The 25,516-nt window shown below is 73.1% G+C and carries 26 protein-coding genes, 3 tRNA genes and 1 riboswitch; of the genes, 10 read left to right on the top strand and 19 right to left on the bottom strand.

Going from position 1 to position 25,516, the window contains the following annotated elements:
* Nucleotides 1–56: 56 nt before the first annotated feature.
* The 3 genes from GA0070618_RS08815 to GA0070618_RS08805 are packed head-to-tail and all read right to left on the bottom strand — an operon-like array spanning nucleotide 57 to nucleotide 1,563.
* Complete coding sequence (locus GA0070618_RS08815) at nucleotides 57–464, bottom strand: arsenate reductase ArsC (RefSeq protein WP_088981205.1); 408 nt, start codon at nucleotides 462–464, stop codon at nucleotides 57–59.
* Nucleotides 461–1,198, bottom strand: a complete 738-nt coding sequence (locus GA0070618_RS08810) for an aquaporin (RefSeq protein WP_088981204.1) — start codon at nucleotides 1,196–1,198, stop codon at nucleotides 461–463. The genes GA0070618_RS08815 and GA0070618_RS08810 overlap by 4 nt, the downstream gene beginning before the upstream one ends.
* A complete protein-coding gene (locus GA0070618_RS08805; RefSeq protein WP_088981203.1) occupies nucleotides 1,195–1,563 on the bottom strand; it encodes an ArsR/SmtB family transcription factor in 369 nt (122 codons plus the stop codon). The genes GA0070618_RS08810 and GA0070618_RS08805 overlap by 4 nt, the downstream gene beginning before the upstream one ends.
* A gap of 112 nt (nucleotides 1,564–1,675) precedes the next feature.
* On the opposite strand from GA0070618_RS08805, the gene GA0070618_RS08800 reads away from it, so the two are divergent.
* Nucleotides 1,676–2,134, top strand: a complete 459-nt coding sequence (locus tag GA0070618_RS08800; protein ID WP_088981202.1) for an ArsI/CadI family heavy metal resistance metalloenzyme — start codon at nucleotides 1,676–1,678, stop codon at nucleotides 2,132–2,134.
* A gap of 122 nt (nucleotides 2,135–2,256) precedes the next feature.
* On the opposite strand, the gene GA0070618_RS08795 is transcribed toward GA0070618_RS08800, so the two are convergent.
* From GA0070618_RS08795 to GA0070618_RS08760, 8 genes are all read right to left on the bottom strand, one after another.
* A tRNA-Phe gene (locus GA0070618_RS08795) sits at nucleotides 2,257–2,330 on the bottom strand.
* A 62-nt stretch (nucleotides 2,331–2,392) separates the two neighbouring features.
* Nucleotides 2,393–2,469, bottom strand: a tRNA-Asp gene (locus tag GA0070618_RS08790).
* A gap of 32 nt (nucleotides 2,470–2,501) precedes the next feature.
* Nucleotides 2,502–2,574: transfer RNA gene (locus tag GA0070618_RS08785), tRNA-Glu, on the bottom strand.
* 152 nt (nucleotides 2,575–2,726) lie between these two features.
* Nucleotides 2,727–3,542: a polysaccharide deacetylase family protein gene (locus GA0070618_RS08780; RefSeq protein WP_088981201.1), complete on the bottom strand. Its 816-nt coding sequence runs from the start codon at nucleotides 3,540–3,542 to the stop codon at nucleotides 2,727–2,729.
* Nucleotides 3,543–3,622: 80 nt separating this feature from the next.
* Complete coding sequence (locus tag GA0070618_RS08775) at nucleotides 3,623–4,558, bottom strand: MerR family transcriptional regulator (RefSeq protein WP_088981200.1); 936 nt, start codon at nucleotides 4,556–4,558, stop codon at nucleotides 3,623–3,625.
* On the bottom strand, nucleotides 4,548–5,159 hold the full coding sequence (idi, locus tag GA0070618_RS08770) for an isopentenyl-diphosphate Delta-isomerase (protein WP_088981199.1): 612 nt from the start codon (nucleotides 5,157–5,159) through the stop codon (nucleotides 4,548–4,550). The genes GA0070618_RS08775 and idi overlap by 11 nt, the downstream gene beginning before the upstream one ends.
* Nucleotides 5,156–6,640 (bottom strand): phytoene desaturase family protein, encoded by a 1,485-nt coding sequence (gene crtI / locus GA0070618_RS08765; protein WP_088981198.1) that lies wholly within the window; start codon nucleotides 6,638–6,640, stop codon nucleotides 5,156–5,158. The genes idi and crtI overlap by 4 nt, the downstream gene beginning before the upstream one ends.
* A gap of 33 nt (nucleotides 6,641–6,673) precedes the next feature.
* Nucleotides 6,674–7,825, bottom strand: a complete 1,152-nt coding sequence (locus tag GA0070618_RS08760) for a polyprenyl synthetase family protein (RefSeq protein ID WP_088981197.1) — start codon at nucleotides 7,823–7,825, stop codon at nucleotides 6,674–6,676.
* A gap of 65 nt (nucleotides 7,826–7,890) precedes the next feature.
* On the opposite strand from GA0070618_RS08760, the gene GA0070618_RS08755 reads away from it, so the two are divergent.
* Nucleotides 7,891–8,811 (top strand): phytoene/squalene synthase family protein, encoded by a 921-nt coding sequence (locus GA0070618_RS08755; protein ID WP_088981196.1) that lies wholly within the window; start codon nucleotides 7,891–7,893, stop codon nucleotides 8,809–8,811.
* A gap of 109 nt (nucleotides 8,812–8,920) precedes the next feature.
* On the opposite strand, the gene GA0070618_RS08750 is transcribed toward GA0070618_RS08755, so the two are convergent.
* From GA0070618_RS08750 to GA0070618_RS08740, 3 genes are all read right to left on the bottom strand, one after another.
* Entirely contained in the window at nucleotides 8,921–10,030 is a 1,110-nt protein-coding gene (locus GA0070618_RS08750; RefSeq protein ID WP_088981195.1) for a serine hydrolase domain-containing protein, read from the bottom strand.
* 66 nt (nucleotides 10,031–10,096) lie between these two features.
* A complete protein-coding gene (locus tag GA0070618_RS08745; protein ID WP_088981194.1) occupies nucleotides 10,097–10,501 on the bottom strand; it encodes a hypothetical protein in 405 nt (134 codons plus the stop codon).
* A gap of 19 nt (nucleotides 10,502–10,520) precedes the next feature.
* Complete coding sequence (locus GA0070618_RS08740; protein WP_088981193.1) at nucleotides 10,521–11,015, bottom strand: GNAT family N-acetyltransferase; 495 nt, start codon at nucleotides 11,013–11,015, stop codon at nucleotides 10,521–10,523.
* A gap of 137 nt (nucleotides 11,016–11,152) precedes the next feature.
* Here GA0070618_RS08740 and GA0070618_RS08735 point away from each other — a divergent pair, with 137 nt between their 5' ends.
* The 6 genes from GA0070618_RS08735 (at nucleotide 11,153) to GA0070618_RS08710 (ending at nucleotide 19,079) form a co-directional block, all read left to right on the top strand.
* Nucleotides 11,153–12,631, top strand: coding sequence for a dihydrolipoyl dehydrogenase family protein (locus GA0070618_RS08735; RefSeq protein WP_088981192.1), 1,479 nt, complete (start codon nucleotides 11,153–11,155; stop codon nucleotides 12,629–12,631).
* Nucleotides 12,632–12,685: 54 nt separating this feature from the next.
* Nucleotides 12,686–13,894 carry a CapA family protein gene (locus GA0070618_RS08730; protein ID WP_231931664.1) on the top strand — a complete coding sequence of 403 codons (1,209 nt, stop codon included), beginning with the start codon at nucleotides 12,686–12,688 and terminating at the stop codon, nucleotides 13,892–13,894.
* Between the two features lie 166 nt (nucleotides 13,895–14,060).
* Nucleotides 14,061–16,247, top strand: a complete 2,187-nt coding sequence (locus GA0070618_RS08725) for a HAMP domain-containing protein (RefSeq protein WP_088981190.1) — start codon at nucleotides 14,061–14,063, stop codon at nucleotides 16,245–16,247.
* Between the two features lies 1 nt (nucleotide 16,248).
* A complete protein-coding gene (gene pgsB, locus GA0070618_RS08720; RefSeq protein WP_088981189.1) occupies nucleotides 16,249–17,526 on the top strand; it encodes a poly-gamma-glutamate synthase PgsB in 1,278 nt (425 codons plus the stop codon).
* Nucleotides 17,523–18,008, top strand: coding sequence for a poly-gamma-glutamate biosynthesis protein PgsC/CapC (locus tag GA0070618_RS08715; RefSeq protein WP_088981188.1), 486 nt, complete (start codon nucleotides 17,523–17,525; stop codon nucleotides 18,006–18,008). The genes pgsB and GA0070618_RS08715 overlap by 4 nt, the downstream gene beginning before the upstream one ends.
* 24 nt (nucleotides 18,009–18,032) lie before the next feature.
* Nucleotides 18,033–19,079 carry a C40 family peptidase gene (locus GA0070618_RS08710; protein ID WP_088981187.1) on the top strand — a complete coding sequence of 349 codons (1,047 nt, stop codon included), beginning with the start codon at nucleotides 18,033–18,035 and terminating at the stop codon, nucleotides 19,077–19,079.
* Between the two features lie 115 nt (nucleotides 19,080–19,194).
* Here GA0070618_RS08710 and GA0070618_RS08705 read toward each other — a convergent pair whose 3' ends face one another.
* The 3 genes from GA0070618_RS08705 to GA0070618_RS08695 are packed head-to-tail and all read right to left on the bottom strand — an operon-like array spanning nucleotide 19,195 to nucleotide 21,872.
* The gene (locus GA0070618_RS08705) at nucleotides 19,195–20,133 is read right to left on the bottom strand and encodes a hypothetical protein (RefSeq protein WP_231931663.1); all 939 of its coding nucleotides are present in this window, start codon (nucleotides 20,131–20,133) and stop codon (nucleotides 19,195–19,197) included.
* A gap of 9 nt (nucleotides 20,134–20,142) precedes the next feature.
* Nucleotides 20,143–20,919 carry a crotonase/enoyl-CoA hydratase family protein gene (locus GA0070618_RS08700; protein WP_088981186.1) on the bottom strand — a complete coding sequence of 259 codons (777 nt, stop codon included), beginning with the start codon at nucleotides 20,917–20,919 and terminating at the stop codon, nucleotides 20,143–20,145.
* Between the two features lie 44 nt (nucleotides 20,920–20,963).
* Nucleotides 20,964–21,872 carry an EamA family transporter gene (locus tag GA0070618_RS08695; protein ID WP_088981185.1) on the bottom strand — a complete coding sequence of 303 codons (909 nt, stop codon included), beginning with the start codon at nucleotides 21,870–21,872 and terminating at the stop codon, nucleotides 20,964–20,966.
* 71 nt (nucleotides 21,873–21,943) lie between these two features.
* A riboswitch (cobalamin riboswitch) is annotated at nucleotides 21,944–22,139 on the top strand.
* A 37-nt stretch (nucleotides 22,140–22,176) separates the two neighbouring features.
* On the opposite strand from GA0070618_RS08695, the gene bluB reads away from it, so the two are divergent.
* Together bluB and GA0070618_RS08685 are read left to right on the top strand one after the other, a co-directional pair.
* On the top strand, nucleotides 22,177–22,803 hold the full coding sequence (bluB, locus tag GA0070618_RS08690; RefSeq protein WP_088981184.1) for a 5,6-dimethylbenzimidazole synthase: 627 nt from the start codon (nucleotides 22,177–22,179) through the stop codon (nucleotides 22,801–22,803).
* Between the two features lie 137 nt (nucleotides 22,804–22,940).
* Complete coding sequence (locus tag GA0070618_RS08685; RefSeq protein ID WP_088985387.1) at nucleotides 22,941–23,795, top strand: Rieske (2Fe-2S) protein; 855 nt, start codon at nucleotides 22,941–22,943, stop codon at nucleotides 23,793–23,795.
* A 153-nt stretch (nucleotides 23,796–23,948) separates the two neighbouring features.
* Here GA0070618_RS08685 and GA0070618_RS08680 read toward each other — a convergent pair whose 3' ends face one another.
* Together GA0070618_RS08680 and GA0070618_RS08675 are read right to left on the bottom strand one after the other, a co-directional pair.
* The gene (locus GA0070618_RS08680; protein WP_088981183.1) at nucleotides 23,949–25,034 is read right to left on the bottom strand and encodes a LysM peptidoglycan-binding domain-containing protein; all 1,086 of its coding nucleotides are present in this window, start codon (nucleotides 25,032–25,034) and stop codon (nucleotides 23,949–23,951) included.
* Between the two features lie 14 nt (nucleotides 25,035–25,048).
* On the bottom strand, nucleotides 25,049–25,441 hold the full coding sequence (locus tag GA0070618_RS08675; protein ID WP_331253132.1) for a pilus assembly protein TadG-related protein: 393 nt from the start codon (nucleotides 25,439–25,441) through the stop codon (nucleotides 25,049–25,051).
* Nucleotides 25,442–25,516 lie beyond the last annotated feature (75 nt).

Raw genomic sequence — 25,516 nt, 5'->3', positions numbered from 1 at the left:
CACCGGAGTGACGGCGGATGGGGTGGCGGCAGGTGGTCAGCGAGCGGGCGGGCCGCTCAGCGGGTCCGCTCAAGGCTGGCGAGTAGGTCGACGACTCGGGTCCTGATGTCGTCGCGGACCTGGCGGACGACGTCGAGGGGTTGGCCGGCGGGGTCGGGGAGTTTCCAGTCCTCGTAGCGCCTGCCGGGGAAGACGGGGCAGGCGTCGCCGCAGCCCATGGTGATGATGACGTCGCTGGCCTCGGCGGTTTCCCAGGTGAGCCGGGCCGGGGTCTGGTCGGTGATGTCGATGCCGACTTCCCGCATGGCGTCGACGGCGGCGGGGTTGATCTGGTCGGCAGGCGCGCTGCCGGCGGAGCGGACCTCGACGGTGTCTCCCGCAAGGTGGCGCAGCCAGGCGGCGGCCATCTGGGAGCGGCCGGCGTTGTGGACGCAGACGAAGAGGACGCTGGGCTTGTCGGTCATCGGGTTGCGCTCTCTCGGGCGGGATGGGGCACGACCACCGCGTCGGCGGCGTGCCCGGCGTGGGGGTACCAGGCGGCGAGGGCGGCGACGGCGATCAGACCGCCGACGAGTTGGGCGGCTACGAAGCCGGGCACGGAGGTCGGGGCGATGCCGGCGAAGGTGTCGGTGAACGCGCGGCCGACGGTGACGGCGGGGTTGGCGAACGAGGTCGACGAGGTGAACCAGTACGCCGCGCCGATGTAGGCGCCCACGGCGGCCGGGGCCGCGGTGGTGCGGCCGGTGCGGGCGAGGGCGAAGACCAGCACGACCAGGCCGGCGGTCGCGATCACCTCGGCCAGCCACAAATTCCCGCCGGTCCGGTCGGTGCGGGACCAGGTGACGGCCGGTAGTCCGAACATGAGGTCCGCCAGGACCGCTCCGGCGATGGCCCCGGTGACCTGCGCGGGAATGTAGGCGGCGAGGTCCCGGGCGGTGAGGCCGGTGCCGGCGCGGCGGCCGAGCCACCAGTCGACAGCGGAGACGACCGGGTTGAAGTGCGCGCCCGACACCGGCCCGAACATCAGGATCAGCGCCCCCAGGGCGAGCGCGGTGGCGACCGCGTTCTCCAGGAGCTGGAGTCCGGTGTCGGTCGGGGAGAGCCGGGAGGCGGCGATCCCGGAGCCGACGACAGCGGTGACCAACAGGGCGGTGCCGGCGAGCTCTGCGGACGCCCGCCGGGTCAGGGCGAGGTTCATGTGGCCGGTGCGGATGCGGTGGGGATGTCGAGCAGCGCGCCGAGTTGCCGGAAGGCCTCCGGGCGGACGCGGTACCAGACCCAGGTGCCGCGCCGCTCGGAGTCGACCAGGCCCGCGTCGCGCAGCACCTTGAGGTGGTGGGAGATGGTCGGCCCGGACAGGTCGAACGCCGGGGTCAGGTCACAGACGCAGATCTCCGGCACGGAAGCGATCATCGACATCAGCCGCAGTCGGACCGGATCGCCCAGGGCCTTGAACATCGGTGCGACGGCCGCTGCCTGGTCGACGTCCATCGGGCGGACCGCGATCGGTGCGCAGCAGGCGACCGCGTTCAGGTCCACCACCGACAGGGCTTGTTTCGACATACGCCTAGGTTGACGGAATTCGAAACAGAGTGCAAGGTGGGTCCTGATTCGAAAAGCATCTAGGCAAGGGTGGGCGTGATCACAGTCACCCCATCCGCTCCGGAGGAGAACCATGTCCCGTGTCCAGCTAGCCCTGCGCGTGTCCGACCTTGAAGGCTCCGTTGCCTTCTACGCGAAGCTGTTCGGCGTCGAGCCGGCCAAGCGCCGCCCCGGCTACGCCAACTTCGCCGTCGAGAACCCCCCGTTGAAGCTCGTGCTCCTGGAGGGCGAGCCCGACCGGCCGACCGTGCTGGACCACCTGGGCGTCGAGGTGTCCAGCACCGACGAGGTCGACGCCGCCACCAACCGCCTCACCGAATCCGGCCTGATCACCCTGGAGGAGAACAGCACCGAGTGCTGCTACGCCCTCCAGGACAAGGTCTGGGTCCGCGGACCCGGTGACGAACCGTGGGAGGTCTACACCGTCAAGGCCGACTCCGACCGCCTGGGGAAGGCCGTCGAGAGCGCCTGCTGCACCCCCGCCGCCGGGGAGGGACACGTCACCGCCGGCACCAGGGGAGGTTGCTGCTGACCGCTGCGACACGCGCCCGTCCCCGGTCGGAGAGGGCGGGCGCGTGGCAGGGGGCGCCAAAAGCAAGATCCCCACCGACGTTTCCGCTGGTGGGGACCTCTGTAGCCCGGCGAAAGGCTATGTGGCCAGGGGCGGGGTCGAACCGCCGACCTTCCGATTTTCAGTCGGACGCTCGTACCAACTGAGCTACCTGGCCGTACCCGGGTGAGTTTACCCCCCGGACGCAGAACGCCGCGCGGTGAGACGCGGCGTCGGCGTTGGCGGTCCTGACGGGACTTGAACCCGCGACCTCCGCCTTGACAGGGCGGCGAGCACTCCAACTGCTCCACAGGACCTAGCTCGTACTGCCTCCGGCCAGGCCGGATCGTGCCCCCAACGGGATTCGAACCCGTGCTACCGCCTTGAAAGGGCGGCGTCCTGGGCCGCTAGACGATGAGGGCGGCCCCGCCATCATTGCACACTCGCAACTTCTGCGGACTTGCTCCCATCCGGCCCCGCCGGAGGCCTGCAAAGCATACGTGATGAGCCGCCGGGCAACAAAATCGGTATCCGCCCGGCCGGAGTTTCGCCCAAAACCGCAGGTCAGCGTGGTTCAGCGCAGTTTGGTGACGCCGTACCGCCGTTTGCTCTCGGCGATCACCCCGGCGCAGGCGGCCACCGTGCCGGCCCGATTCCCGCCTCCGTCGTGCAGCAGCACCACCGCACCGGGCCGGAGTCCGTCCCGTACCCGCGCCACGATCGTCGCGGCCGGCGGCTTCGCCCAGTCCCGCGGATCCACGTTCCAGTGCAGCGGGGTCATGCCGAGTTCCCGGGCCACCGCCACCACCTCGGGCGTCCACCGGCCGCCCGGCTGCCGGTAGAAGGAGACCTTCGCGCCGGGCACCGCCGCCCGGATCGCCCGGGTGGTGCGGTCCAGGTCGGCGTGGATCTCCGCCCGGGGCCGGTCACCCAGGTCCACGTCGTGCCGCCAGCTGTGGTTGCAGAGCTGGTGCCCCTCGCGCACGATCCTGGCCACCAACCCGGGGTGCTTACGGACGCGGGTGCCGACCACGCAGAACGTGGCGGTGACCTGGTGCTTACGCAACTGCTCCAGCACCTTCGGCGTCCAGGCCGGGTCCGGACCGTCGTCGAAGGTGAGCGCCACCCCCCGGGTGCCGGTGGTACGCCGCAACCCCGCCGGCAGCGAGGTACGGGTCGTCTTCGGGCCGGGCTTCGACGCGGACGGCGAGGGGCTCGGCACGCCGGACGGCGCCGGGGACTCCGGTGGTTCGGGGGTCGGCGTCGCCTCGGCGGGGTGGGAGAAGACCGGGGCGGTCGGGCCGGCGGAGCGGACCGCTGTCCCCTCGCCGCAACCGGTGAGAAGCAGCAGCAGGGCGGCACCGGCCGCAGCCAGGACGCGTGGCGTCATCGTCGTCGCTCCCGAGAGGGGGGTCGGGGTCACGGGCGCTCCGACGTTACGCCCCGGTCCGGTGACGGTGACACCCCCGGTCAGTCAGTGGGCGACCGGTCCAACGAGTCCCGTACCGCGAGGGCCAGCGAGACCGCCTCGGCCAGCGACACCGGCCGGACCACCCCGGCCGGTAGGGTGTCGTCCCACCAGCCGGGACCGGCGGCGAGCACCAGCAGGGGCCGGTTGGGGCCCGCGAGCACCGCGGTGAGCTGGGCCGGGTCGGCGGTCGCGCGGAGGTGCGACCAGAGCACCACGGCGGCCGGGGCGGTCCGGGTGACTGCGGCCGTCAGCGCCGCCACCGGCACCCGCGCGCCGAGCATCCGGCAGCCGACCCCGGTTTCGGCGAGCGCGGCGGCCAGCGCCTCCAGGGGCAGGGTGTGCTGTTCGTCGTCGGTGCAGGAGAGCAGGACGCGGGGCGGGCCGTCGGCCGGGTTGGCGCGGGTGACCACCGCGAACGCCTCGGTCACGCAGCGGGAGAAGAGGTGCTCGACCTCGATCATCGCGGCGGTCGCGGCGTGCCGCTCGCCGATGCCGGTGAGCACCGGGCGCAGCAGTCCGTCCCAGGTGGCGACGACACCCCTGGCGGCGATCGACTCGTCGATCGTCCGGCCGACGGTGACCGGGTCCAGCCGCATGGCGGCGCGGGCCAGCCCACGGGCGGCCGGACCGGCCCGACCGACCGGGATGGCCGCCCCGCCGCCGTCGCGTACGGCGATGCCGTTCCGGCGCGATGGTGGTGTGTCGACCGGGGACTGTCGGGCCCAGCGGGCGGCCTCGGCCGGGGTGACCCCCTCGGCGGTGAGCCGACGCATGATCTCCAGCCGGGCCAGGTCGGCCGGGGTGTAGCGGCGGTGGTGGCCGGGGACGTGCTCGCTGGGGCCGAGTCCGTAGCGCTGGTGCCAGGTCCGCAGCGTGGTCACCGCGACCCCGAGCCGCCGCGCCACGGCTCCCGCGCTCAGCGCTTCATCGACCACCCGACCGCTCCGACGCGTCGTCCGCCGGAGCGCCGGACAGCGGCCCGGCCCGGTCGGGTGCGGGACCGCTGGGGCGCAGCAGGCGGTTCACCACTCCGCCGAGCCACGGCGCGTACGCGCGCGGGTCGGCGTCGAGTTCCGTCTCCAGGGTGAGCGGGTCGACCCAGCGCAGCTCGGCGACCTCGGAGGTGTCCGGCCGGAGCACGAGGTCGGCCGGCACGTCGGCGCGCAGCACGTGGTCGTACTCGAACTCGACCCGACCGGTGGCCGGGTCCTCGGCGTAGTAGACGTACACCCCGACCTCGGTCAGCTCGACCGGGCCGGCGCCGAGTTCCTCGCCCAGCCGCTTGTTGGCGGCCTCGGCCGGCGACTCGCCCGGCGCGGGGTGGCCGCAGCAGGAGTTCGCCCAGCGCAGCGGGAAACGGGTCTTGGCGGCGGCCCGCCGTTGCAGCAGTACCCGGCCGGACGGATCGACCAGCAGCACCGAGAAGGCCCGGTGCAGCCGACCCGGCGGCTCGTGCGCCTCGGCCACCGTGGTCCGGCCGGCGACGGTGCCGTCGTCGTGGACCAGTTCGACCAGGTGGGCCTCACGGGAGGTCACGGGAGGCACCTTTCGGTGATGCGTGCGGCGGCGAGCTTGCCGGAGATCAGCACCATCGGCACTCCGACGCCCGGTTGGGTGCCTGATCCTACAAAAACCACGTTCGACAGTGTGCGGTGCAGGTTCGACGGGCGGAACGGGCCGGTCTGGAAGAGGCTGTGCGCGGCGGCGAACGGGGTGCCGGCGGCCATGCCCTGGTCGGCCCACTCGGCGGGGGTGACGACCTCGCACAGCTCGACGCCGTCGGCGAAGCCGACGTAGCCCCGTTCCTCCAGCGTCGCCATCAGCTCGTCGGCGTACCGACGGGACAGGCCGCCGCGCCAGTCGAAGGGCGCCCGGTCGAGGTTCGGCACCGGGGCGAGCACGTAGTAGGTGTGCCGGCCGGCGGGAGCGACCGAGGGATCGGTGCGACTCGGGTTGGTGACCAGCAGGGACGGGTCGGTCATCAGTTCGCCGCGCCGGATCACCTCGTCGAAGGTGCCCTTCCAGGACCGGCCGAAGTGGATGTTGTGGTGGGCGATCTTCGAGTAGCCCTGCGTCGAGCCGACGTGCAGCACCACGCAGGACGGCGAGTAGGTCAGCCGGCGGGCGCGGGCTGGGGGGAGCAGGTCGCGGTACGCCACCGGGAGGTCCGGGTTGAGCACCACCACGTCGGCCGGGATCCGTTCGCCGTCGGTGGTGAGCACACCGGTGGCCCGGCTTCCGGCGGTCTCCACCCGCTCGACCGTGGTGCCGTACCGGATCTGGACGCCGTGCTTCTCGGCCGCCCCGGCCAGGCCCCGGGAGACGGCGTGGATGCCGCCGCGCGGGAAGTACACCCCGGCCACCGAGTCGAGGTACGCGATGACCGCGTAGATGGCCAGCGCGTCGTGCGGGGCGAGTCCGGCGTACATCGCCTGGAAGGAGAAGATCCGTTGGGTACGGGGGTCCCGGAAGAACTGGTTGATCTTGGTCTGGAGTCGGCGGAACGCCCCGCCGGCCAGCAGTTTCAGCAGGTTGCCGGTGAGCAGGTCGGTCGGCGCGTCGAGATTGCGCTCGATGAAGTCGGCCCGTTCCAGCCGCCACAGCTCGCGGGCGTAGTCGACGAAACGGAGGTACCCGTCGGCCTCCCGGGGGCCGCATACCTTCGAGATCTCCGCCGCCATCCGGGAGGTGTCGGTGATCACGTCGAGCGTCGAGCCGTCCGGGTAGTACGCCCGGTACGCCGGATCGAGCGGGGTCAGCTCCATCCAGTCGGTCAGCTCCTCGCCGACCGCGCCGAGCGCCTCGGCGATCAGCTCGGGCATGGTGAGCACGGTCGGGCCGGTGTCGAACTCGTACCCGTCGAGGCTGAGCCGGCCGGCCCGGCCGCCGGGCACCGGCTCGCGTTCGAGCACGGTCACCTGCCGGCCGCTGCCGGCCAGGTGCAACGCGCAGGCCAGTCCGCCCAGCCCCGCGCCGACCACCACGACCCGGTCGGTACGTCCGTCAACGGTCCGCACGCGGACCCCCTCCCTCGGAACGAAGAACGCCCATCATGCCCACCGTCGGGTGCTGGCGTCGGCGAGCCCGGCGAGCGCGGACCGCGCCGTCCCGTCGAGGTCGGCGACGTCGAGCGCGGCCAGCGCCTCGTCCACCCGTTCGGAGATCATCTGTTCCACCCGCCCGACCGCGCCGGTCGCCTCGACCACCCCGGCCAGTTCGGCGACGTCGTCCTCGTCGAGGTCGGTGCCGACCCGGTCGAGCCGGGCTTGCTGGGCCGGGCGGGCGAGCTGCCGGGCGAGCATCAGCAGCACCGTCGGCTTGCCGCTGCGCAGGTCGTCCCCGGCCGGTTTGCCGGTGAGGTCGGGATCGCCGTAGACGCCGAGCAGATCGTCGCGGAGCTGGAACGCCTCGCCGACCGCCAGCCCGTACCGGGTGTACGCGGCGACCGTCGGCGCGTCCACACCGACGCCGCCGAGGGTGGCCCCGTACAGCAGCGGGCGCGCCACGGTGTAGCTGGCGGTCTTGTAGCGGGCGACCCGCAGCGCCCGGTCCAGTGACCAGTTGGCGGGGTCGTTCTCGCCGAGCACGTCGAGATACTGCCCGGCGACCGTCTCCACCCGCATCTGGTCGTAGCAGCGCCGGGTCTCCAGCAGCCGGGTCGCCGGGAGCGTGGCGTGGGCGAGCAGGCGGTCCGCCCAGACCAGGCAGAGATCGCCGATGAGTACGGCCACCGCCTCGCCGAAGCGGTCGGGGTCGCCCCGGTGCCCGGCGGCCCGGTGGCGGGTGGCCAGCGCCCGGTGCGCGGTCGGCAGACCCCGACGGGTGTCCGACGCGTCCATCACGTCGTCGTGGACCAGGGCGAACGTGTGCAGCAGTTCCAACGCGGAGAGCGCGGGGAGCACGGGTGGCAGGGCCGCCTCGGGGCCGGCCACGCCACGCCAGCCCCAGTAGGCGAACGTCGGGCGGATCCGTTTGCCGCCGGCCAGCACGTGGTCACGGGCGGTCGCGGCGAAGTCGCCCATCGCCGCGTCGATTTCGGCAAGTGCGTCGATCTCGACGGCCAGGAACGCGGAGAGGGTCTCCTCCACGGCCCGGACCAGGTCTCTGGTGCAGGCGGCGAGCACTGCGGTCACTGGATCGTCGCCGTCGACCGGCCGGAGCGTCGCGCGGGCCGCGTTGTCGGCAACTGCGTCGTTGGCCATGTGGGCGAGCGTACCCTAGGGTTACGAGTTGCGTCGATTGGTGCGTCGATTTCAAGGAGGGGTCGGTGGACACGGATCTCACCGCTGCCTACGACCGGTGCCGTGAGCTGCACAGGCGTCACGGTCGCACCTACTATCTCGCCACCCGCCTGCTCCCCGCATGGAAACGGCGGCATGTGCACGCCTTGTATGGATTCACTCGGCACGCCGACGAGATCGTCGACCGCACCGAGGAACTGCCCCCGGCCGACCGCGCCGCGCGGCTCGACGAGTGGTCCGCCCGCTTCCTCGCCGGCCTGCACGGCGGACCGGTGGACGACCCCCTGCTGCCGGCGGTCCTGCACACCATCGCCGTCTTCGACCTGGACCGGGCCGACTTCGCCAAGTTCCTGCGCAGCATGGCGATGGACCTGACCGTCACCTCGTACCGCACCTACGACGACCTGCTCGACTACATGGAGGGCTCGGCCGCCGTCATCGGCACGATGATGCTGCCGATCCTCGGCAGCGCCGAACCGGCCGCCGCCCGGGAACCGGCCCGCCAGCTCGGCCTCGCCTTCCAGCTCACCAACTTCATCCGGGACGTCGCCGAGGACCTCGACCGGGGCCGCACCTACCTGCCCGACGAGGACCTCGCCAAGTTCGACGTCACCCGGGAGGACCTGCTCGCGGCGCGGGCCCGGGGTCGGGGCACGCCGAAGATCCGGGACCTTGTCGAGTACGAGGTCAGCCGCGCCCAGGCCCACTACGAGGCCGCCGCACCCGGGGTCGTCCTGCTCGACCCCGCTTCGCAGGCCTGCATGCGGACCGCGTACGCCCTCTACGGCGGGATCCTCGACGAGGTGGCCGGCCAGGGCTACGACGTGTTCACCCGGCGGGCGCTCGTACCGCGCCGGCAGCGGCTGGCGGTGGCGACGCGGGCGCTGCTCACCCCGGCCGGCACCCCGGTCACCGTCCCCGGCCCCCGGACCGTCGTGTTCGGCTGAGGTGGTGCCTCGGCGGCGCGGCGGCTCACGTGGTGGCAAGGGCACCTTGCAGGTGATTTTCGAGTAACAGGGGTCCCCTGCTACCAACTCGGCCGAGCAGGGCACCGTCTCAGAAGCAGGAGTGCAGGGCGTCGACGAGCGCCTCGACCCGGTCGAACCCGGCCAGCCGCGAAGTGGTGTACGCCAGCGTGTAGCCCCGGACCGGGTCGGCCCAGGCGCAACTGCCACCGATCCCGCCCATGCCCCAGCTGCCGTCCTCCTCGTACTGCATGCCGAGGGTCCACCGGGTGCGGCTGGCCAGGAGCAGGTCCGGGCCGTCGTACTGCACCCGGGTCGCCTCGGCCACCAGGTCGGCGGCGAACAGGCGTACCCCGTCGAGGGCGCCGCCGGCCAGCAGCCCGTCGTAGAGCCGGGCCAGCCCGGTCGCGGTGGCGTGCAGGTTCACCGCGGGAATCTCCGCGCCGCGCCAGAGCGGACTGTTCAGCACCGCCAGGTCGAGGCAGCCGACAGGGTTGCCGAGCGCCCGCTCCCGGAGGGACCCGGGTACGCCCAGCGTGGTCACCGGCCAGTCCGGCACCCCGTACGACAGGTCGGCGCAGCGCCGTTGGTCGGCCGGCTCCAGCCCGAAGGCGAGGTCCAGTCGCCACGGCCCGGCGATCTCCTCGGCGAGGAACCGGCCGACCGTTCGGCCGTCCACCCGGCGGACCAGTTCGCCGACGAGGTGCCCGTACGTCAGCGCGTGCTCGCCCGCGACGGTGCCCGGCTCCCACTCCGGCTCGGCGGCGGCGAGGTCCCCGGTGAGCAGTGCCCAGTCGCCCAGCGCGGGGGCCGGCCGGGGCACCGGGAAGACCGGCAGCCCGGCGGTGTGGGCCAGCACCTGCCGGACGGTGGCCGGGGTGCGGAATTGCGGCCAGTGCCGGACCACCGGGTCGTCCAGGTCGAGTCGACCCCGGTCGACCAGGAGCAGCAGGCAGAGGGCGGCCACCGGCTTGCCGACGGAGTACACGTTGACCAGGGTGTCCGCCTGCGACACGTCGCCGCCGGCTCGGCGCGGTTCGTCGGCGGGGTGCGTGCCGCCGCCGGCCGGTCGGGTCGAGCCGCCGACCAGGTCGACCACCGGCTGACCGTCGTACCGCACGGCCAGCGCCGCGCCGGTCTCCCGGCCCGAGGCGAACAGGTCGTGGAAGCAGTCGTGGACCGCGGCGAAGCGTGCGCGCATCGGGCCACGGTAGGGGGTACGGCCCCGGTTCCGCGTCGGATTACCGCGCCGGGGCCGACCCGGTGCTCAGCCGGACCCGGGCACCGTGTCGAGCGCCTCCCGGCAGGCGCCCGCGAGCGCGCGGGTCACGGCGTCCGCGTCGCCGGGCGCGCACCGTTCGGCGATCCGGCGGCTCATCGTGTCGAGGTACGGGGCGAGCGCGCCGGCCGGGGTGGACCGGGCGACCTCGGAGGCCGGTACGACCACGTTGACGGTGAGCCGTCGCCGGGTGGCGGAATACCGGAGGTGGTGCACCCCGCCGTGACCCTCGGCGCTCGTGACCGCGCCGCCCAGCGTGAGGTGGACGTCGACCTCGTCGAGCCCGTCGACCTCGACCCGTGCGAGCGACGCCTTCAGCGCCCGCCGCAGCGTGACGGTCGTCGCCAGGGAGTGCTCCGGGCCACCGAGGCGGCAGGTGAGAACCAGTCGCACGGTCTGACCTCCCCGGCCGTCAGCGGGCGTCGGTGTCCGGCGCGGACAGGTCGAGGGCGCCGACGGTCTGCCCGCCGCTGAGTTCCCCGGTCGGCTGGAACCCGAGCCGCAGGTAGAACCGCTCCGGTCCGTCGTCCCCCGGCTCCCAGGTCGTGTAGATCCGCCGCTCACCGCGTCGCCACGCCTCGTCGGCGACCGCCCGGACGGCGAACCGTCCGTACCCGCGTCCCTGCCGGTCGGCCGCGACGTTCAGGCGCCACAGCCCGGAACGTAGGTCGTCCGGGTCGTCCTCGCGCCAGGGGATCCGGAAGAAGCCCATCAGGAAGCCCACCAACTCGTCGCCGTCGTAGATCAGCCGGGGCCAGGCGATGCCGGGCCACGCGTACGCCTCGGCCAGCGACCGGGCGACCGGCTCGACCAGGTGCTCCTGATCCGGTCGTACCCGCAGGTCGCAGGCTGCGTCGACATTGCCGGGCGTGATCTTCTCAAGGCGCGGCTCGGGTGCGGGTGGCATGGGCGGACCCTACCGGCCACCCACGACGGGCTCGACCTGGTTGTCGCGGCCGGGCCGCACCCGGAGACCGGGACCGCCCGTGTGCGGTCATCCGCCCTCCCGGTGGTCCGGCCGGGTGGTTGGGGGATGCTGTCGGAATGACGGAGCCGCAGCAGGTGGACGTGGTCGTGGTCGGGCTCGGGGTCGGCGGCGAGGAGGTGGCCGGGCGGCTGGCCGAGGCGGGTCTCGACGTCGTCGGCGTCGAGCGGGGACTGGTCGGCGGCGAGTGCCCCTACTGGGGCTGCATCCCGAGCAAGATGATGATCCGGGCGGCCAACGCGCTGGCCGAGGCGCGACGGGTCGACGGGCTCGCCGGCTCCGCCGAGGTCCGGCCGGACTGGGCCCCGGTGGCCCGCCGGATCCGCGAGGAGGCGACGGCGAACTGGGACGACACCGCCGCCGTCGAACGGTTCACCGGCAAGGGTGGCCGCTTCGTCCGGGGGACCGGCCGGCTGGCCGGCCCGGGACGGGTGGCCGTCGGCGACCAGGTCTTCCAGGCCCGGTACGGGATCGTCGTGGGGGTCGGCACCCGGCCGTCGGTGCCGCCGGTCGACGGGCTGGCCGGGACGCCCTACTGGACCAACCGCGAGGCGATCGAGGTGGCCACGTTGCCGGCGTCGCTGCTCGTGCTCGGGGGCGGGGCGATCGGGCTGGAGTTGGCGCAGGTGTTCGCCCGGTTCGGGGTACGGGTGACGGTGGTCGAGGCGTCCGACCGGGTGCTCGCCGTCGAGGAACCGGAGGCGTCCGAGGTGGCGGCCGCCGCCCTGCGTGCCGACGGGGTGGAGATCCACACCGGCGTCCGGGTGGAGCGGGTCGACCACGACGAGGAGACCGGGTTCACCCTGCGGGCCGGTGACGGCGCCCGGTTCACCGCCGAGCGGCTGCTGGTGGTGACCGGCCGCCGGGCCCACCTGGACGAGTTGGGGTTGGACACCGTCGGCCTCGACGCCGGGCAGCGCTACCTGCGGGTCGACGGCCGGATGCGGGCCGGCGACGGGATCTGGGCGGTCGGCGACGTCACCGGCGAGGGGGCGTTCACCCACATCGCGATGTACCAGGCGGAGATCGTCGTCCGCGATCTGCTCGACCACGTCGGTCGGCGACGGGGCGGGCCGGACGCCAGTGGCACCGCCAGTTCGATCGGTGGAGCGGTCGGTGCCGCCGGAGCGGGCGGCGACGACTCCGGCCCGGACACCGCCGGCAGCGTGCCCCGGGCGGACTACCGGGCGCTGCCCCGGGTCACCTTCACCGATCCGGAGGTGGGGGCGGTCGGGCTGACCGAACGTCAGGCCCGGGACCGGGGGATCAACGTCCAGGTCGGCTTCGCGCCGCTCTCCTCGTCCACCCGGGGCTGGATCCACCGGGTCGGCGACGAGGGGTTCATCAAGCTCGTCGCGGACGCCGACCGGGGTGTGCTGGTCGGTGCGACGTCGGTCGGCCCGGCCGGTGGGGAGGTGCTGTCCGGACTGGTGGTGGCGGTGCACGCGGCGGTACCGGTGGGCCGGCTCCGACACATGATCTACGCGTATCCGACCTTCCACCGCGCCATCCGGACCGCCCTGGACGACCTCGCCTGACGGCCGCCCGGAGGTGGGACGGGACGCCGGCGCGGGGGCGGCTAGCCTTGCGCGGTGCCGAAGAACCCTCTCTCGCTCCGGCGGTTCCCCGGTCCGGTGCGGACGCTGCTGAGTTGCCTCACCGCAGTGGCGTTGGCCGCCACCGGGATCTACCTGGTGGGTCCGTGGTCGAGCGGATCGCCCGTGTCGACCGGTCGGCCCCGGCCGGTGGGCGCCCCGGTCGAGGTGCCCGGACGTACGGTCACCGTGCTCGGCGCGGGTGACATCCTCGTCCATCCGGAGCTGTGGGACCAGGCCCGACGAGACGGCCGCGGGCAGTTGGACTTCGCGCCGATGCTGGCACCGGTCCGCTCGGCGGTGGAGAGCGCGGACCTGGCGCTGTGTCACCTGGAGACCCCGGTCGCGCCGCCCGGCGGCCCGTACATCGGCTTTCCGCGGTTCAGTGTGCCCCGGGAGGTGGTGCAGGGCATCAAGAGCGTGGGGTACGACGGCTGCTCGACCGCCTCGAACCACAGCATCGACCAGGGCTACGACGGAGTGAAGCGCACCCTGGACACGTTGGACGGCGCCGGGTTGGGGCACACCGGTACGTACCGCACCGCCCGTGACGCCACCCGGCCCCGGATCTATCCGGTGGACGGGGTGCGGATCGCGCACCTGAGTTACACCAAGAGCTTCAACGGGCTGCGCCCGGCGTCCGGGCAGGCCTGGATCGCCAACCTGATCGACACGGACAAGATCAAGGAAGACGCCGCCCGGGCCCGCGCGGCCGGCGCGGAGATCGTCCTGGTCAGCCTGCACTGGGGCACCGAGTACGAGCACGAGCCCGACGCCGACCAGCAGACCTGGGCCCGTGAGGTGGCGGAGCTGCGCAATGTGGACCTCGTCTTCGGTCACCACGCGCACGTCGTCCAGCCGGTCGAGCGGATCGGCGACAAGTGGATCGTCTACGGGATGGGCAACCAGCTCGCCCGGCACGCGGAGCCGGTCAACGCCAATCGCGACGGGGCCATGGTTCGGGTGACGTTCGGACCGGCCGCGGCGACGAAAAGGTGGAAAGTGATGACCGTCGAGGCACTACCCACGTTCGTGGACCTGAACCCCGACATCCGTCTGATCGACCTGGAACGGGCGCTGGCCGACCCCGCCCTGTCCCCCGGGCGTCGGCGGATCTACGAGGCGGCCGTCGAGCGTATCCAGGGGAATCTGCTGACGAGGGCGGCCGGCGAGGCCGGTCTGGTGGTGCGCGGTACGGGGGAGTGACCGCCCTGCCGCGCCCGTCCTGCGGACCTGGAGCGGCGGCTGACCCAGGTCTCGTCGTCCGCGAACATTGCTAACATTCGCCCCGCCCGTCTGCTGCCCCAGGTCAGCGGCGTACGGCTGAGGTACGGATAGATGTCACGGGGGAAGGCGAACGGTCGTGTCAGTCATGCCTGGGCACACTCCGCACCGGCGCGGTGGTGGCGGACCGGACGACCGGGAGCAGCTCCTGCTCTGGCGGCGTCGGGCCCTGGAACAGCAGCTCCCCGCAGCAACCTTCCCGGCCGGCAGCGGTGCGCCGTCCCTGATCTACCTCTGGGCTTCGATGTTCGTCGTCGTCGCGGTGGTGCTCGGGTTCGCGCTCAACGCCCAGCGGGGCGTCCTGCCCGCGGTGATCGACTCGCAGCGCGACGTGGTCACCAAGTTGGCGTCCACCATCTCGGTGGCCAACCGCGCCTGGTCGGACGAACTGGACCGCGCGGTGGCCGGTCGAGGGACCGTCACCGACGCCGAACTGCTGACCCGGCTGGTCGGCGACGGCACCTCGGTCAGCGGTGCCGCAGTGGTGGAGACGGCATCCCGACGGTCGCTCGCCAGCAAGGGCACCGCCGTCCCCGCCGACCTGATCCCCGCCGAGATCCCGCTCGACTCGGCATTCGGGGCGACCATGCCGGACGGGCCCGTGGTGCTGCGCGCGTACCGGCTGGACGAGACCCGGACGCTGGTGGCGCTGCGACCGCTCACCCTGCGTAACCTGCGGCTGAACCCGGACGCGGGGCACGGGGTCCACGTGCTCACCCGCGACGGCGGGACGAGCCTGATGCAGGGGGCCAACGCGGTGGGGCAGGAGCACCTGCCCGTCGTCTTCGAGGGACTGGCCGGGAGCACCTCGCGGCAGAGCCGGGAGGTGGTGATCGAGGAGTGGCCGGACCGGAGGCTGATCGTGTCGTCCGCACCGGTCGGCGACACCGGCCTGGTCGTGGTCTCGCTACTGGCCGCGGAGGTCACCGGGGGTGCCTCGCTGCGCACCGGGCTGCTGCTGGGGCTCACCCTGCTGATGTTCGCGGTGCCGAGCTTCCTGCTCATGCGGATGTCGCTGGTCCGTCCGATCCGGGTCCTGCTCGCGCAGGCCAAGGCGGACGCCTGTGGCGGCCTCACCCCGCACCGCCGGCCGGCCCGGATCGCCGAGGCCCACCGGATCGCCCGGGCCCTCGCGCTGACCTCGGGAGACCGGCCGCCCGCCGCGCGTCGGTGGCGGCCCACCGTGTTGCAGGGGCTGACCGTCGCGATGGTGGTCGCGCTGCTCTGGCCGGCCGGAGCCGTGGTGCTGGCGCTCCAGAACCCCGCTCCCACGGTTCCGACGCAGCTTGTCCGGGACCAGGAGAACCGGGCGGAGGAAGCGGCCGTCGCGCTGGGCAGCGCCCTCGACGCCGGACTGGGGACGGTGTCCCGGACGTCCCGGTCGGTCGACCCCGACGACCGGGAGCGGACCGCCGGCGCGCTGCGCCGGGAACTCGCCGAGGCGGGTCGACTCCGGGCGCTCTACCTGGTGGACCGGGACGGGAAGGTCATGGTCTCGGCGGGACGGGAACCGCTGCGCACCGCTGAGCCGCTCCCCGGCGAGGTGGGCGTCCACCTCGACGAGGCCGTCTCCCGACTGCCCGTGGTGTTCGCCTACAACCTGCGCTCCGACGGCTTCGCGGTGGTGGGCGAGTTCGACCCGGATCGCCTGGTGGGGCTGGTCCGCCGGGTCGACGGCCGGGTCCGGGTGGTGGACGCCGAACTGCGGACCATCCTCGACTCGGAGGGCTACCGGGCGTATCAGCCGCTCGGGGAGGACCTGGCCGCCTCGGCGGCGATCGAGGCGCTGCCCGGCAACACCGTCGGCCGCTCGGCGACCGCCGACGGGGCACCCGCCCTGGTCGCCGCGTCGGGGCTGACCGCACCGACCACCGTGGCCCACCTGGAGTGGTCGGTGGTCGTGGAGCAGGACATCGCCGCGCTGCGCCTGCCGGAGATGGTGGAACGGCGATGGACGCTGCTGGTGGCCGCCGCGATGGTGGGGATCATCCTGCTCACCCACATGTGGCAGCTCTACATCTACGTCCGGCCGGTACAGCGGCTGGCCTCCTTCGCTAACCGGATGAGCCGGGGCGAGATTGACGTGCCGGTGCCGCCGCAGCGCCACGACGACATCGGCGCGGTGGCGATGTGCCTGGAGATCTGCCGGCAGGTCCGGCACACCGGCTCCGCCCGGTTCGGTGGCGCCATCCGGATGCGCGGCTCGGAGCTGAACCGTACGACGGTCCTGCCCCGGGTCCGGCGGCCGGAGCCCGCCCGGGGGAAGAAGGGCTGAGATGTTCTACCTCTACACCGTCTACGCGCTCTGCTGCCTGTCGTTGCTCGTGGCCGGGGTCATCGAGCAGCGCAACCACTACCGCAACCTCGACCGCATCCCGCACCGGGTGCTGGTGAACGGGATCCGGGGCAAGAGTTCGATCACCCGGCTCTGCGCCGGTGCGCTGCGCGGTGGCGGCAAGGTGGTGGTCGCCAAGACCACGGGCACCGCCGCCCGGTTCATCTTCCCGGACGCCAGCGAGGAGCCGGTGCACCGGAAGTTCGGCATCGCCAACGTGGTCGAGCAGATCGGCATCGTCCGCCGGGCCGCCGTCTACCATCCTGACTCGCTGGTCATCGAGTGCATGGCGGTGATGCCCGCGCTTCAGGAGATCAACCAGAGCAAGCTGATCCGGTCGAACATCGGGGTGCTCTGCAACGTCCGGGAGGACCACCTCGCCGAGATGGGACCGACTCTGGACGACGTGGCCCGGTCGCTCAGCCGGTCGATGCCGGTGGGCGGGATCTGCATCACCGCGGAGAAGGACCGGCTGGCGATCCTCGAACAGGAGGCCGCCAAACGCGACTGCCGGTTGATCGCGGTCGACCCGGAGACGGTCAGCGACCGGGAGATGGCCGGCTTCGGCTGGATCACCTTCAAGGAGAACGTGGCGATCGCGCTCGCCGTGGCCGAGCAGCTCGGGGTCGACCGGCGCAGCGCGCTCGCCGGGATGTGGGCGGCCCCACCGGATCCGGGTGTCCTCTCGGTGGCCCGGGTGCTGTACGAGGGCAAACGGGTCCGCTTCGCCAACATCTTCGCCGCCAACGACCCCGAGTCCACCTTCATGAACATCGAGCAGCTCGAGCGGCAGCAGCTGATCGGCCGGCCGCTCACCATGGTGATCAATTGTCGTCCGGACCGGGTGGAACGCAACGGCCAGATGGGCGCGCTCTCCGGCCGCATCAAGCCGCAGCGCATCGTGCTGATCGGTGAGATGACCCGTAGCGCCCGGGCGACGGTGCCCGCGGAACTCCAGGAACGGGTGGTCGACCTCGGCGGGAAGCTGCCCCCGGAGCGGTTGCTCGCCGACGTGATGACCGCCACCGCAGCGGACGCCTCGATCGTCGCGGTGGGCAACATCCACGGTCAGGGCGAAGTGCTGCTGCACGAACTGGCCGCACTGCCGAGCTGGAGTCCGCAGGGACAGGCCGGGGCCGAATCGATGCTGCGCACGCCGACCCTGCCGAGGTTCGACCACGATGCCGAGACCGTGCTGTTGGAAAGGATCCGTCGGTGACCTTCGGAGGAGAGCTCAGCGCGCAACTCGCCACCGCCTGCCTCGGTATCGGACTGGTATTCGCGCTGCTTTGCTATCTGACCACCAACCTCTCGCCGGGCGGCATGATCACGCCGGGCTGGATCGCGTTGGCGTTGATCGAGGACCCGCTCCAGGCGGGCGTGATCGTGGTGATGACCGTGGTCACATACGGGCTGACGCTGCTGATGCAGCGGGTGGTGATCCTCTACGGCAAGCGGCTCTTCGCCGCGATCGTGCTGCTGAGCGTCTTCCTCCAACTGACGCTCTTCGTGATCGTGCAGAAGGACCTGCCGCTCCTCTTCGCCCACCAGACCCTGGGCTTCGTCGCGCCGGGGCTGATCGCCTACCAACTCGTCCGACAGCCACCGAAGGCAACCGTCGTGGCCACCGCGATCGTCACCGCGATCACCTACGGCGTCGCGTTCAGCGGCGTCGTCGCCGGCCTCGTCCCGGTCACCTGACCGGCCGCACCCGAGGAACAGCCGATGAACTACCGGACCTACTCCCGGACCCAGGCCGCACTGGTCACCCTCGCCGCGTTCGCCCTGATGACCGGGGCCGGCTTCGTCACCTACCTCGTCGCCCGCCCCTCCACCGACCGGATCGTGCTGTCGCTCGGAGCCGCCGCCGTGCCGCAGAGCGTGGTCCGGGCCGACACCGGGTACAGCTACCGCCGGCTGAGCGCTCCCGACCGGACCCAGATCGTGGACGCCTCGGGGCAGGTACTCGCCACCATGACCGACGGGGCCCGGACGGTGCACCTGCACGGACCGGAGCGCACCTTCGCGGAACCCCGGTTCACCAAGGCCAAGGTGCACACCGACCTGTGGGTGCGGCTCGCCCCGAAGGAGTGGTACGCCGGCGCGGAGCAGGACGCCTGGTTCACCACCTGGTTCACCAGGGCGCGCGCCGACCGCTCTCCGGACGTGCTCGGGGTGGCGATGGAGTACACCTACGTCTCGTCGCCGAAGAAGGACGAGCAGGGCCTGCAGTACTCCGGCGACGCCGCCTTCGGACCCCTCTCCGACAAGGATCCGGACGGCCGGGCGGAGAACTCCGACTTCTACGACTACCTCGGGGTTCCCTGGACCTTCCCCGACAAGAAGGAGAAGCCGGCCGCTGCGCACATCCGTAGCCTCGACTGTTCGGGATTCCTGCGGATGGTCTACGGCTACCGGCTCGGGTACCCGCTGCGCGGGACGAACGAGGCGGGACCCGGGCTGCCCCGCCGGGCGTACGCCATGGCCTCGGTCGGCCCCGGTGCCCAACTGATGCCGAACACCGGCAAACGGGCCCGGGAACTGGACCGGTTGCTCCCCGGGGATCTCCTGTTCTTCAACGCGGGGCCGGTGCAGGGGACGCACATCGAGCACTCCGGCATGTACCTCGGCGTGGACGACCGGGGGCACCACCGGTTCATCTCCAGCCGGACCACCGCCAACGGGCCGACCATGGGCGACCTGGGCGGTGAATCGACGCTCGACGGCACCGGCTACTGGGCGACCCGGTTCCGTACCGCCCGGCGGGTCTGACCCGGATTCCGGGCCCGCCGGCCGGAAGGCTCGGCGCGGCGGGTAAGGGGCCGTGTCCGGGAGGCGGCGGGGCGGGAAGAGCCCGCCGGCCGGGAGGGGCCGGCAGGGCGGAAGGTCAGGCCCGCAACCGCTCCGCCAGCACCTGGGCGACCATGTCCCGGGCGACCGCGTCCCGGCGCACCGACCAGCTCAGTTCCAGGTGGACGAAGGCACTGTCCAGCTCGCCGCTGGCCCGGCCCTGCGCGTTCCGGGTGCCCTCCAGTTGGCCGCACTTCTGCGACCAGGCCCGACAGGTGTTCAGCCCGCTGCGGCTCAGCCCGTCGGCGATCCGTCGGGCCACCTGGCTGCGGGGTGCCGAACCGGTCGACACGACGGCGTCCGCGCCTTCCAGGTTCCGGTCGGCGAAACCGTGCAGTTGGATCTGGTCCAGCCCGCGCCGGGCGAACTCGACCGCCAGGGTGTGGAAGAGCGAGTTGCTGTTGTGCGCCACGTCCGCCGCCCCGCCGGCCGCCTCCCGGTGCGCGCCGGCCACCAGCAGCACGCTGCCCGGCAACCGCCGGTGCAGAGCGAGCCCGAGTTTCTCCGTGTCCAGGTCGAACGCCGGGTGCGGGACCTGCACCACGTGCCGCGCCGCCGCCGACCGGTCGAGCACGAGCGCCCCCCAGGTCCGCTCGTCCGAGCCGTCGGCCAGGAAGACGGTGACCGGGCGTCCGGTGGCCGGGTCGGTGCTGTGCTGTACCCCGAAGCCGAGACCGGCGAGGAGGTCCTCCTGACCGGCGCGGTCGTCGGGATCCTCGACCAGCAGCCGGGCCGCCCGGCGGGCCCGGGACCGCTCGTCCGCGTCCGGATCCCGGTACGGGCCGGTCCGGGACAGGCCGGTGGTCAGCTCGTCGACTACCTGGGCCGGGTCGAGGTCCGCACGGGCCACGGGCGCCTCCGGCTCGTCCCGCCCCCAGCCGACGGCGGTGGCGGCTGCGGCGGCAGCGGTCGCTGCGGCGGCGGCGAGGATGACCGTTCGTCTGGTCGTACCGACGACGGAAGCGGATCTTGGCACGTGTGCAGGCTAACCGAACCGGGCCGGGTCGACGGGGCGGGCGTGCCGGCCGGCACCGGCGGCGAAGGCAGCGACACCGGCCGCCGCCTCGGTCAGCGAATCGACGCCGTAGGCCAGTTCGACGGCCATCGCCTCCGCCTCCGGGCGACCCGCGCCGGCCCGTACCGCAGCCCGGTCGTTGCGCAGGCAGCGCTGCGGCGCGCGGGCGATCTCGGCGGCGAGCCGCTCGGCCTCCGCGCGGGCTGCGCCGGGCGCGACCAGCCGGTTGACCAGACCCATCGCGTACGCCTCCTCGGCCGGCACCGGTCGGCCGGTGAGGATCAGGTCCAACGCCCGGCTCTCGCCGATCAACCGGGGCAGGCGCACCGTCCCCCCGTCGATCAACGGCACCCCCCACCGCCGGCAGAAGACCCCGAGCACCGCGTCGGACTCGGCCACCCGCAGGTCGCACCAGAGGGCCAACTCCAGCCCGCCGGCCACGGCGTACCCGGAGATCGCGGCGACGACCGGCTTGGTCAGCGACATCCGGGTCGGACCCATCGGGCCGTCCCCCTCAGGTTCCACGCGGTTTCCGCTCGGCGTACCGATGGCCCTGAGGTCGGCGCCGGCACAGAAGGTGCCGCCCGCTCCCCAGAGCACGGCCACGGCGGCGGTCGGGTCGGCGTCGAAGGCGCGGAACGCGTCGGCGAGCGCCCGGGCGGTCGGGCCGTCGACGGCGTTGCGGACCCCCGGCCGGTCCAGGATCACCGTGGTCACCGGTCCGTCGCGCTCGACCCGTACACCCATCGGACCAGGATGCCCGGCTCCGGCCGGGCCGCGCCAGACCCCGGTCAGGCCCGGTCGGCGCGGACCAGCGTGGCACCGAGCGCGGCACCGACCACGCAGGCCACCCCGAGGAACTGCGGCCAGGTCAGCAGCTCGCCGAGCAGGACCAGACCGACCAGCGCGCCGATCGCCGGTTCGAGGCTCAACAGCACCGCGAACACCCGGGCCGGCATCCGGCGCAGCGCGGACATCTCCGCCGAGTACGGCAGCACCGACGACAGCAGCGCGACACCGACGCCGAGCAGCAGGATCCACGGGTCGAGCAGCGCGGCACCGCTCCCCGCGACGCCGAACGGCAGCACGGCGAGCGCGCCGACGGCCATACCCAGGGCCAGCCCCCGGCTGCCGGGGACCCGCTTGCTGACCGCTCCGCCGAACACCACGTAGCCGGCCCAGCCGACGGCCGTGCCGACGCAGAAGAGCAGCCCGAGGCCGTCGACCGCAGCCCCGCCCAACCCACTGATCAACAGGACGCCGCCACCGGCCAGCACCGCCCAGCCGGCGTCGAGCAGCCGACGGCTGCCGGCCAGCCCCACCAGCAGCGGCCCGGCGAAGCCGATGGTCACCGCCACGCCCAACGGCACCCGGTGCAGCGCGGCATAGAAGCTGAGGTTCATCAACGCGAGCATCAGGCCGAAGCCGACCACCAGGCCGCCGGTACGCCAGCCCAGCCGCAGCCCGGGACGGGCGACCGCGAGCAGGATCAGCGCGGCGAAGCCGAGCCGCAGCGTGGTGGTGCCACCGGGGCTGGTGGTGCCGAACAGCTGCTTGGCCACGGCCGCGCCGAGCTGGGTGGAGAACATCCCGAGCAGCATCAGCACCGGCGGCGGTACGGCGTCGGGACGACCCGCGCCGACGAGCCGGGCGACGGTGGAGGTGGGGACCGGCTCCGGACGGAGGGCGTGCGCGTACATGGGTGCAGCATGCCGTCCGACCCGTTCGGAGGGCGACCGGAATCCCGTCCGCCGGTTACCATGCTGGCGGCACGACTTGAGTGAGGTGCCCCGCGCGAGCGGGGAGAATCGGGAAGCCGGTGCGAATCCGGCACGGGCCCGCCGCGGTGACCGGGGAGCCACCGTCCACGCGCGAAGAGCGCAGCCACTGGTCCGCACGGGCTGGGAAGGCGGACGGCACGGCGTCGATCCGGGAGTCCGAAGACCGGCCTCGCGTCACGCGCCCACCCCTGCCGGGTGGGCCGAGCGCAGCGGGAGCCTGCCCATGGACCTGTACGACGTCATCCACCGCCGCCGGGACGTACGCGCCCAGTTCACCGGGGAACCGGTGCCCGACGAGGCGTTGCACCGGGTGCTCACCGCGGCGCACGCCGCCCCGAGCGTCGGCTACTCCCAGCCCTGGGACTTCGTCGTGGTGCGGGACGCCGACACCCGACGCCGGTTCCACGAGCACGTCCGCACCGAACGGGACGTCTTCGCCGCCACCCTGGAGGGGGAGGCGGCCGAACGGTTCGCCCGGATCAAGATCGACGGCGTGTTGGAGTCGACCCTGTCGATCGTCGTCACCCACGACCAGTCGCGGGGCGGGCCGGCGGTGCTCGGCCGGCACGCCATCGCCGACACCGGCCTCTACTCGACCTGCCTGGCCATCCAGAACCTCTGGCTCGCCGCCACGGCCGAGGGACTCGGCGTCGGCTGGGTCTCCTTCTACCGGGAGCCCTGGCTGGCCGACCTGCTCGGCATCCCCGCCGGCATCCGGCCGGTCGCCTGGCTCTGCCTCGGGCCGGTCACCCACTTCGAGACCGTGCCGGACCTGGCCCGGCACGGCTGGCGGCAGGCCCGCCCGCTCGCCGAGGCGATCCACCACGACCGGTGGACGCCGCGCGGCTGAACCCGCCGACGGGCTGCCCGAGCACGGTGGGCGGCACCTGCCCCGGTCCGGTTGGCGCCTGCCCGGTCACGCCGGGCGGCGGTGAAATCGTCACCGCCGCCCGGTTTGCGGGCTCCCGGACCGGGAAGTCGGTACGGGTGCGAGCACTTCTGATGAGGATCGAGCAGGCGGCCGGACTGGACCGGGTCGGCGACCGCCTCCAGCGGGCAGTCCAGAGCACCCTCCGGCCGCAGCGCGTCCGTGACCTGCTGCACGGCGTGTGGCTGGGGCATCCGCTGCACCCGGCGCTGGTGCAGGTGCCGGTCGGCGCGTGGCTCAGCGCCGCCGTCCTCGACGCGATGCCGGGCCAGCGGCGTGCGGCGACCGCGTTGGTGGCCGTCGGTACGGCCAGCGCCCTGCCGGCCGCCGTCACCGGGCTCAACGACTGGGCGGCCCTGAACCGGGAGCAGCGCCGGGTGGGGCTGGTGCACGCCGCCTCGAACACCGTCGGCCTGGCCTGCTACGCCGGCTCACTCGCCGCCCGGCTGAGCGGCCGGCACAACCTCGGGCGGACGCTGGCGTACCTCGGACTCGGCGCGGCGAGCGCCGGGGCGTACCTCGGCGGGCACCTGGCGTACAAGCAGGGGGCGCAGGTCAACCAGAGCGTCTCCGAGGCGCACCTGATCGGTGACGGCTGGCACCCGCTCGCCGACCTGTCCAGCCTGCCGGACCGGGAACTGGTCACCCGCGAGATCGACGACGTCTCGGTGATCGTCTACCGGCACGGCGACGACGTCACCGTGATGCTGGAACGCTGTCCGCACCAGAGCGGGCCGCTCGGCCAGGGCGAGGTGCGGGAGGTCGACGGTCACCCGTGCGTCGTCTGCCCCTGGCACGGCAGCACCTTCCAGCTGAACAGCGGCGGCAAGGTCGTCCACGGGCCGGCCGCCAACGACCAGCAGGTGCTCGCCACCCGGGTCGTCGACGGTGTCCTCCAGACCCGCCTGGCCTGACCCGCGTCGGCGCGTGACCGACATCGGCGCGCCGTCCGGCGCGGAGTCACTCACCGTGGGGATCCGCCGCCACTCTCACGCTGGCGTACCCAGCGTGACCGCGAACAGCCGGCACCGGTCGACGAGCGAGCGGTGTAACCCGCAGGAGACGACCTAGTCACGCCGATGGCGACCGCTACCCAGCGGGGCGCGGGTGCCTGCCGACGACGCGGGCCGACGGCGCAGGCCGAGCACCGCCCCGATCTGCGCGCCGACGATGCTCGCCACGGCGACCACGGCGGAAACCGCCAACGGCCGGTTGACCCGGTCCTCCTGACCCGGCCGGGCCGCCCCGACGGTCATCGGCGGGGCCTCCTCCTGCGGCCACTCGGTGGTCGGCGGCTCCGGCGTGACCTGGCGCGGACCCTGGTCGGGCGCCTGCTGGGGAGCCTGGTCCGGCACCTCGTCCGGGACGGGGGACGCCGGCGGCGGAGCCGGGCGCGGCGACGGCTTGTGCACCAGCCGACCGGTGGCGTGCGGCCGGGCACCGCCGTCGTCGGCCTGGTGGGGCAGTCTGATCAACTGTCCCGGGTGGATCCGGTCCGGATCGCCGAGCTTGTTCAGCTTGACCAGCACCCGGTAGCTCTGGAAGTCCTCCAGGTAGCGCTCGGCGACCTCGCCCAGGTAGTCGCCCTTGGCCACCCGGTACACCTGGGTCTGGTCGGTGGTCGCGGTCCGCTCCACCGCGCCGACCACCGGGGCCACGCCCCGGGCGACCGGGGTGACGGTGGTGGGTGGCGACGCCGTGGCCGGTCCGGTCGCCGACACGGCGTACGTGGCGGTGGGGGCCGACATCCCGTACGTGGCGGTCGCCGCGGTCGCCGCCGGGCTGGCCGCGATGATCAGGGCGACCGACCCGACCAGCGCCGCCGCCGCGCGCTGCTGGTTGCGCATGCCGGGCAGCTTCGGCGTCGGCCGGCGCAGCACCTGGGCGAGCAACTCCACCAGGACGGAGAACGCGAAGGTCGCCCATCCGAACCAGCCGAGCACCGCCAGGGCCCGGAGGAAGAGCTGCCCGTCGTCCCGACTGGTCAGTGCCGTGCCGACGGTGTCCAGTGTGGGCACCTCGGCGGGCAGCGGATTGCCGGCGAGGGCGACGAGGGCGGCGGGCCCCCCGACCAGTACCGCGCCGAGCACGACGAGCGCGCCGAAGCCGGTGAGGACCTGACCGGTCCGCCGGGCGGAACGGGATGCGGCCATGGCGGCCTTCCTCTCTACGGTCCGGTGATGGCGCGTGCGGTCGCCTCGCCGGAGACGGTCACGGAGTCGGTGAGGTCGAACAAGCCGAGCAGGTACCTGTCGTAGGTGATGGTCAGTCGGACGGTGATCTGCTTCTCGCCGTCCACCACGGGGAAGCTCACGGTGTGGTCGGTGACGCCGGCAGCCGTCAGGTAGTGCCGCACCGCGGCGGTGGCGGCCACCTCGTCGATCTCCTTCTTGCCGCCGTTGATCGCCTGTGCCCGGTCGATGGCCTGGCCGCCGGTCCGGGCCGCCTCGGCGGCGAGGTTGTCCGCCCGGTGCATGGTGCGTAGCTGCCCGGTGCCGTCGAAGGCCAGCCCGATGATCATGAGTACGCCGACCATGCTCACCGCGAGGAAGAGGCTCACCCGGCCCTCGTCCCCCCGGAACCCCCGGCCACGACCGGACCCGGGCTTCGGCGACCGTCGGCCGCCCGCCCCGGG

Origin of the sequence: Micromonospora echinospora, assembly GCF_900091495.1 — a bacterium.
In the GTDB taxonomy this organism is placed as follows: Bacteria; Actinomycetota; Actinomycetes; order Mycobacteriales; family Micromonosporaceae; genus Micromonospora; species Micromonospora echinospora.
Note: the sequence above shows the minus strand (reverse complement) of the source record. Positions and strands in the feature narration are given on the sequence as shown.

What these genes read in the sequence shown, in the direction of transcription:
- bluB (WP_088981184.1), top strand. Translation starts at nt 22,177, where the DNA reads ATGGACCTGTACGACGTCATCCACCGCCGCCGGGACGTACGCGCCCAG.
- GA0070618_RS08810 (WP_088981204.1), bottom strand. Translation starts at nt 1,198, where the DNA reads ATGAACCTCGCCCTGACCCGGCGGGCGTCCGCAGAGCTCGCCGGCACC.
- GA0070618_RS08680 (WP_088981183.1), bottom strand. Translation starts at nt 25,034, where the DNA reads ATGGCCGCATCCCGTTCCGCCCGGCGGACCGGTCAGGTCCTCACCGGC.
- GA0070618_RS08815 (WP_088981205.1), bottom strand. Translation starts at nt 464, where the DNA reads ATGACCGACAAGCCCAGCGTCCTCTTCGTCTGCGTCCACAACGCCGGC.
- GA0070618_RS08735 (WP_088981192.1), top strand. Translation starts at nt 11,153, where the DNA reads ATGACGGAGCCGCAGCAGGTGGACGTGGTCGTGGTCGGGCTCGGGGTC.
- pgsB (WP_088981189.1), top strand. Translation starts at nt 16,249, where the DNA reads ATGTTCTACCTCTACACCGTCTACGCGCTCTGCTGCCTGTCGTTGCTC.
- GA0070618_RS08780 (WP_088981201.1), bottom strand. Translation starts at nt 3,542, where the DNA reads ATGACGCCACGCGTCCTGGCTGCGGCCGGTGCCGCCCTGCTGCTGCTT.
- GA0070618_RS08700 (WP_088981186.1), bottom strand. Translation starts at nt 20,919, where the DNA reads ATGGGTGTACGGGTCGAGCGCGACGGACCGGTGACCACGGTGATCCTG.
- GA0070618_RS08710 (WP_088981187.1), top strand. Translation starts at nt 18,033, where the DNA reads ATGAACTACCGGACCTACTCCCGGACCCAGGCCGCACTGGTCACCCTC.
- GA0070618_RS08760 (WP_088981197.1), bottom strand. Translation starts at nt 7,825, where the DNA reads ATGGCCAACGACGCAGTTGCCGACAACGCGGCCCGCGCGACGCTCCGG.
- GA0070618_RS08740 (WP_088981193.1), bottom strand. Translation starts at nt 11,015, where the DNA reads ATGCCACCCGCACCCGAGCCGCGCCTTGAGAAGATCACGCCCGGCAAT.
- GA0070618_RS08750 (WP_088981195.1), bottom strand. Translation starts at nt 10,030, where the DNA reads ATGCGCGCACGCTTCGCCGCGGTCCACGACTGCTTCCACGACCTGTTC.
- GA0070618_RS08805 (WP_088981203.1), bottom strand. Translation starts at nt 1,563, where the DNA reads ATGTCGAAACAAGCCCTGTCGGTGGTGGACCTGAACGCGGTCGCCTGC.
- GA0070618_RS08695 (WP_088981185.1), bottom strand. Translation starts at nt 21,872, where the DNA reads ATGTACGCGCACGCCCTCCGTCCGGAGCCGGTCCCCACCTCCACCGTC.
- GA0070618_RS08800 (WP_088981202.1), top strand. Translation starts at nt 1,676, where the DNA reads ATGTCCCGTGTCCAGCTAGCCCTGCGCGTGTCCGACCTTGAAGGCTCC.
- GA0070618_RS08725 (WP_088981190.1), top strand. Translation starts at nt 14,061, where the DNA reads ATGCCTGGGCACACTCCGCACCGGCGCGGTGGTGGCGGACCGGACGAC.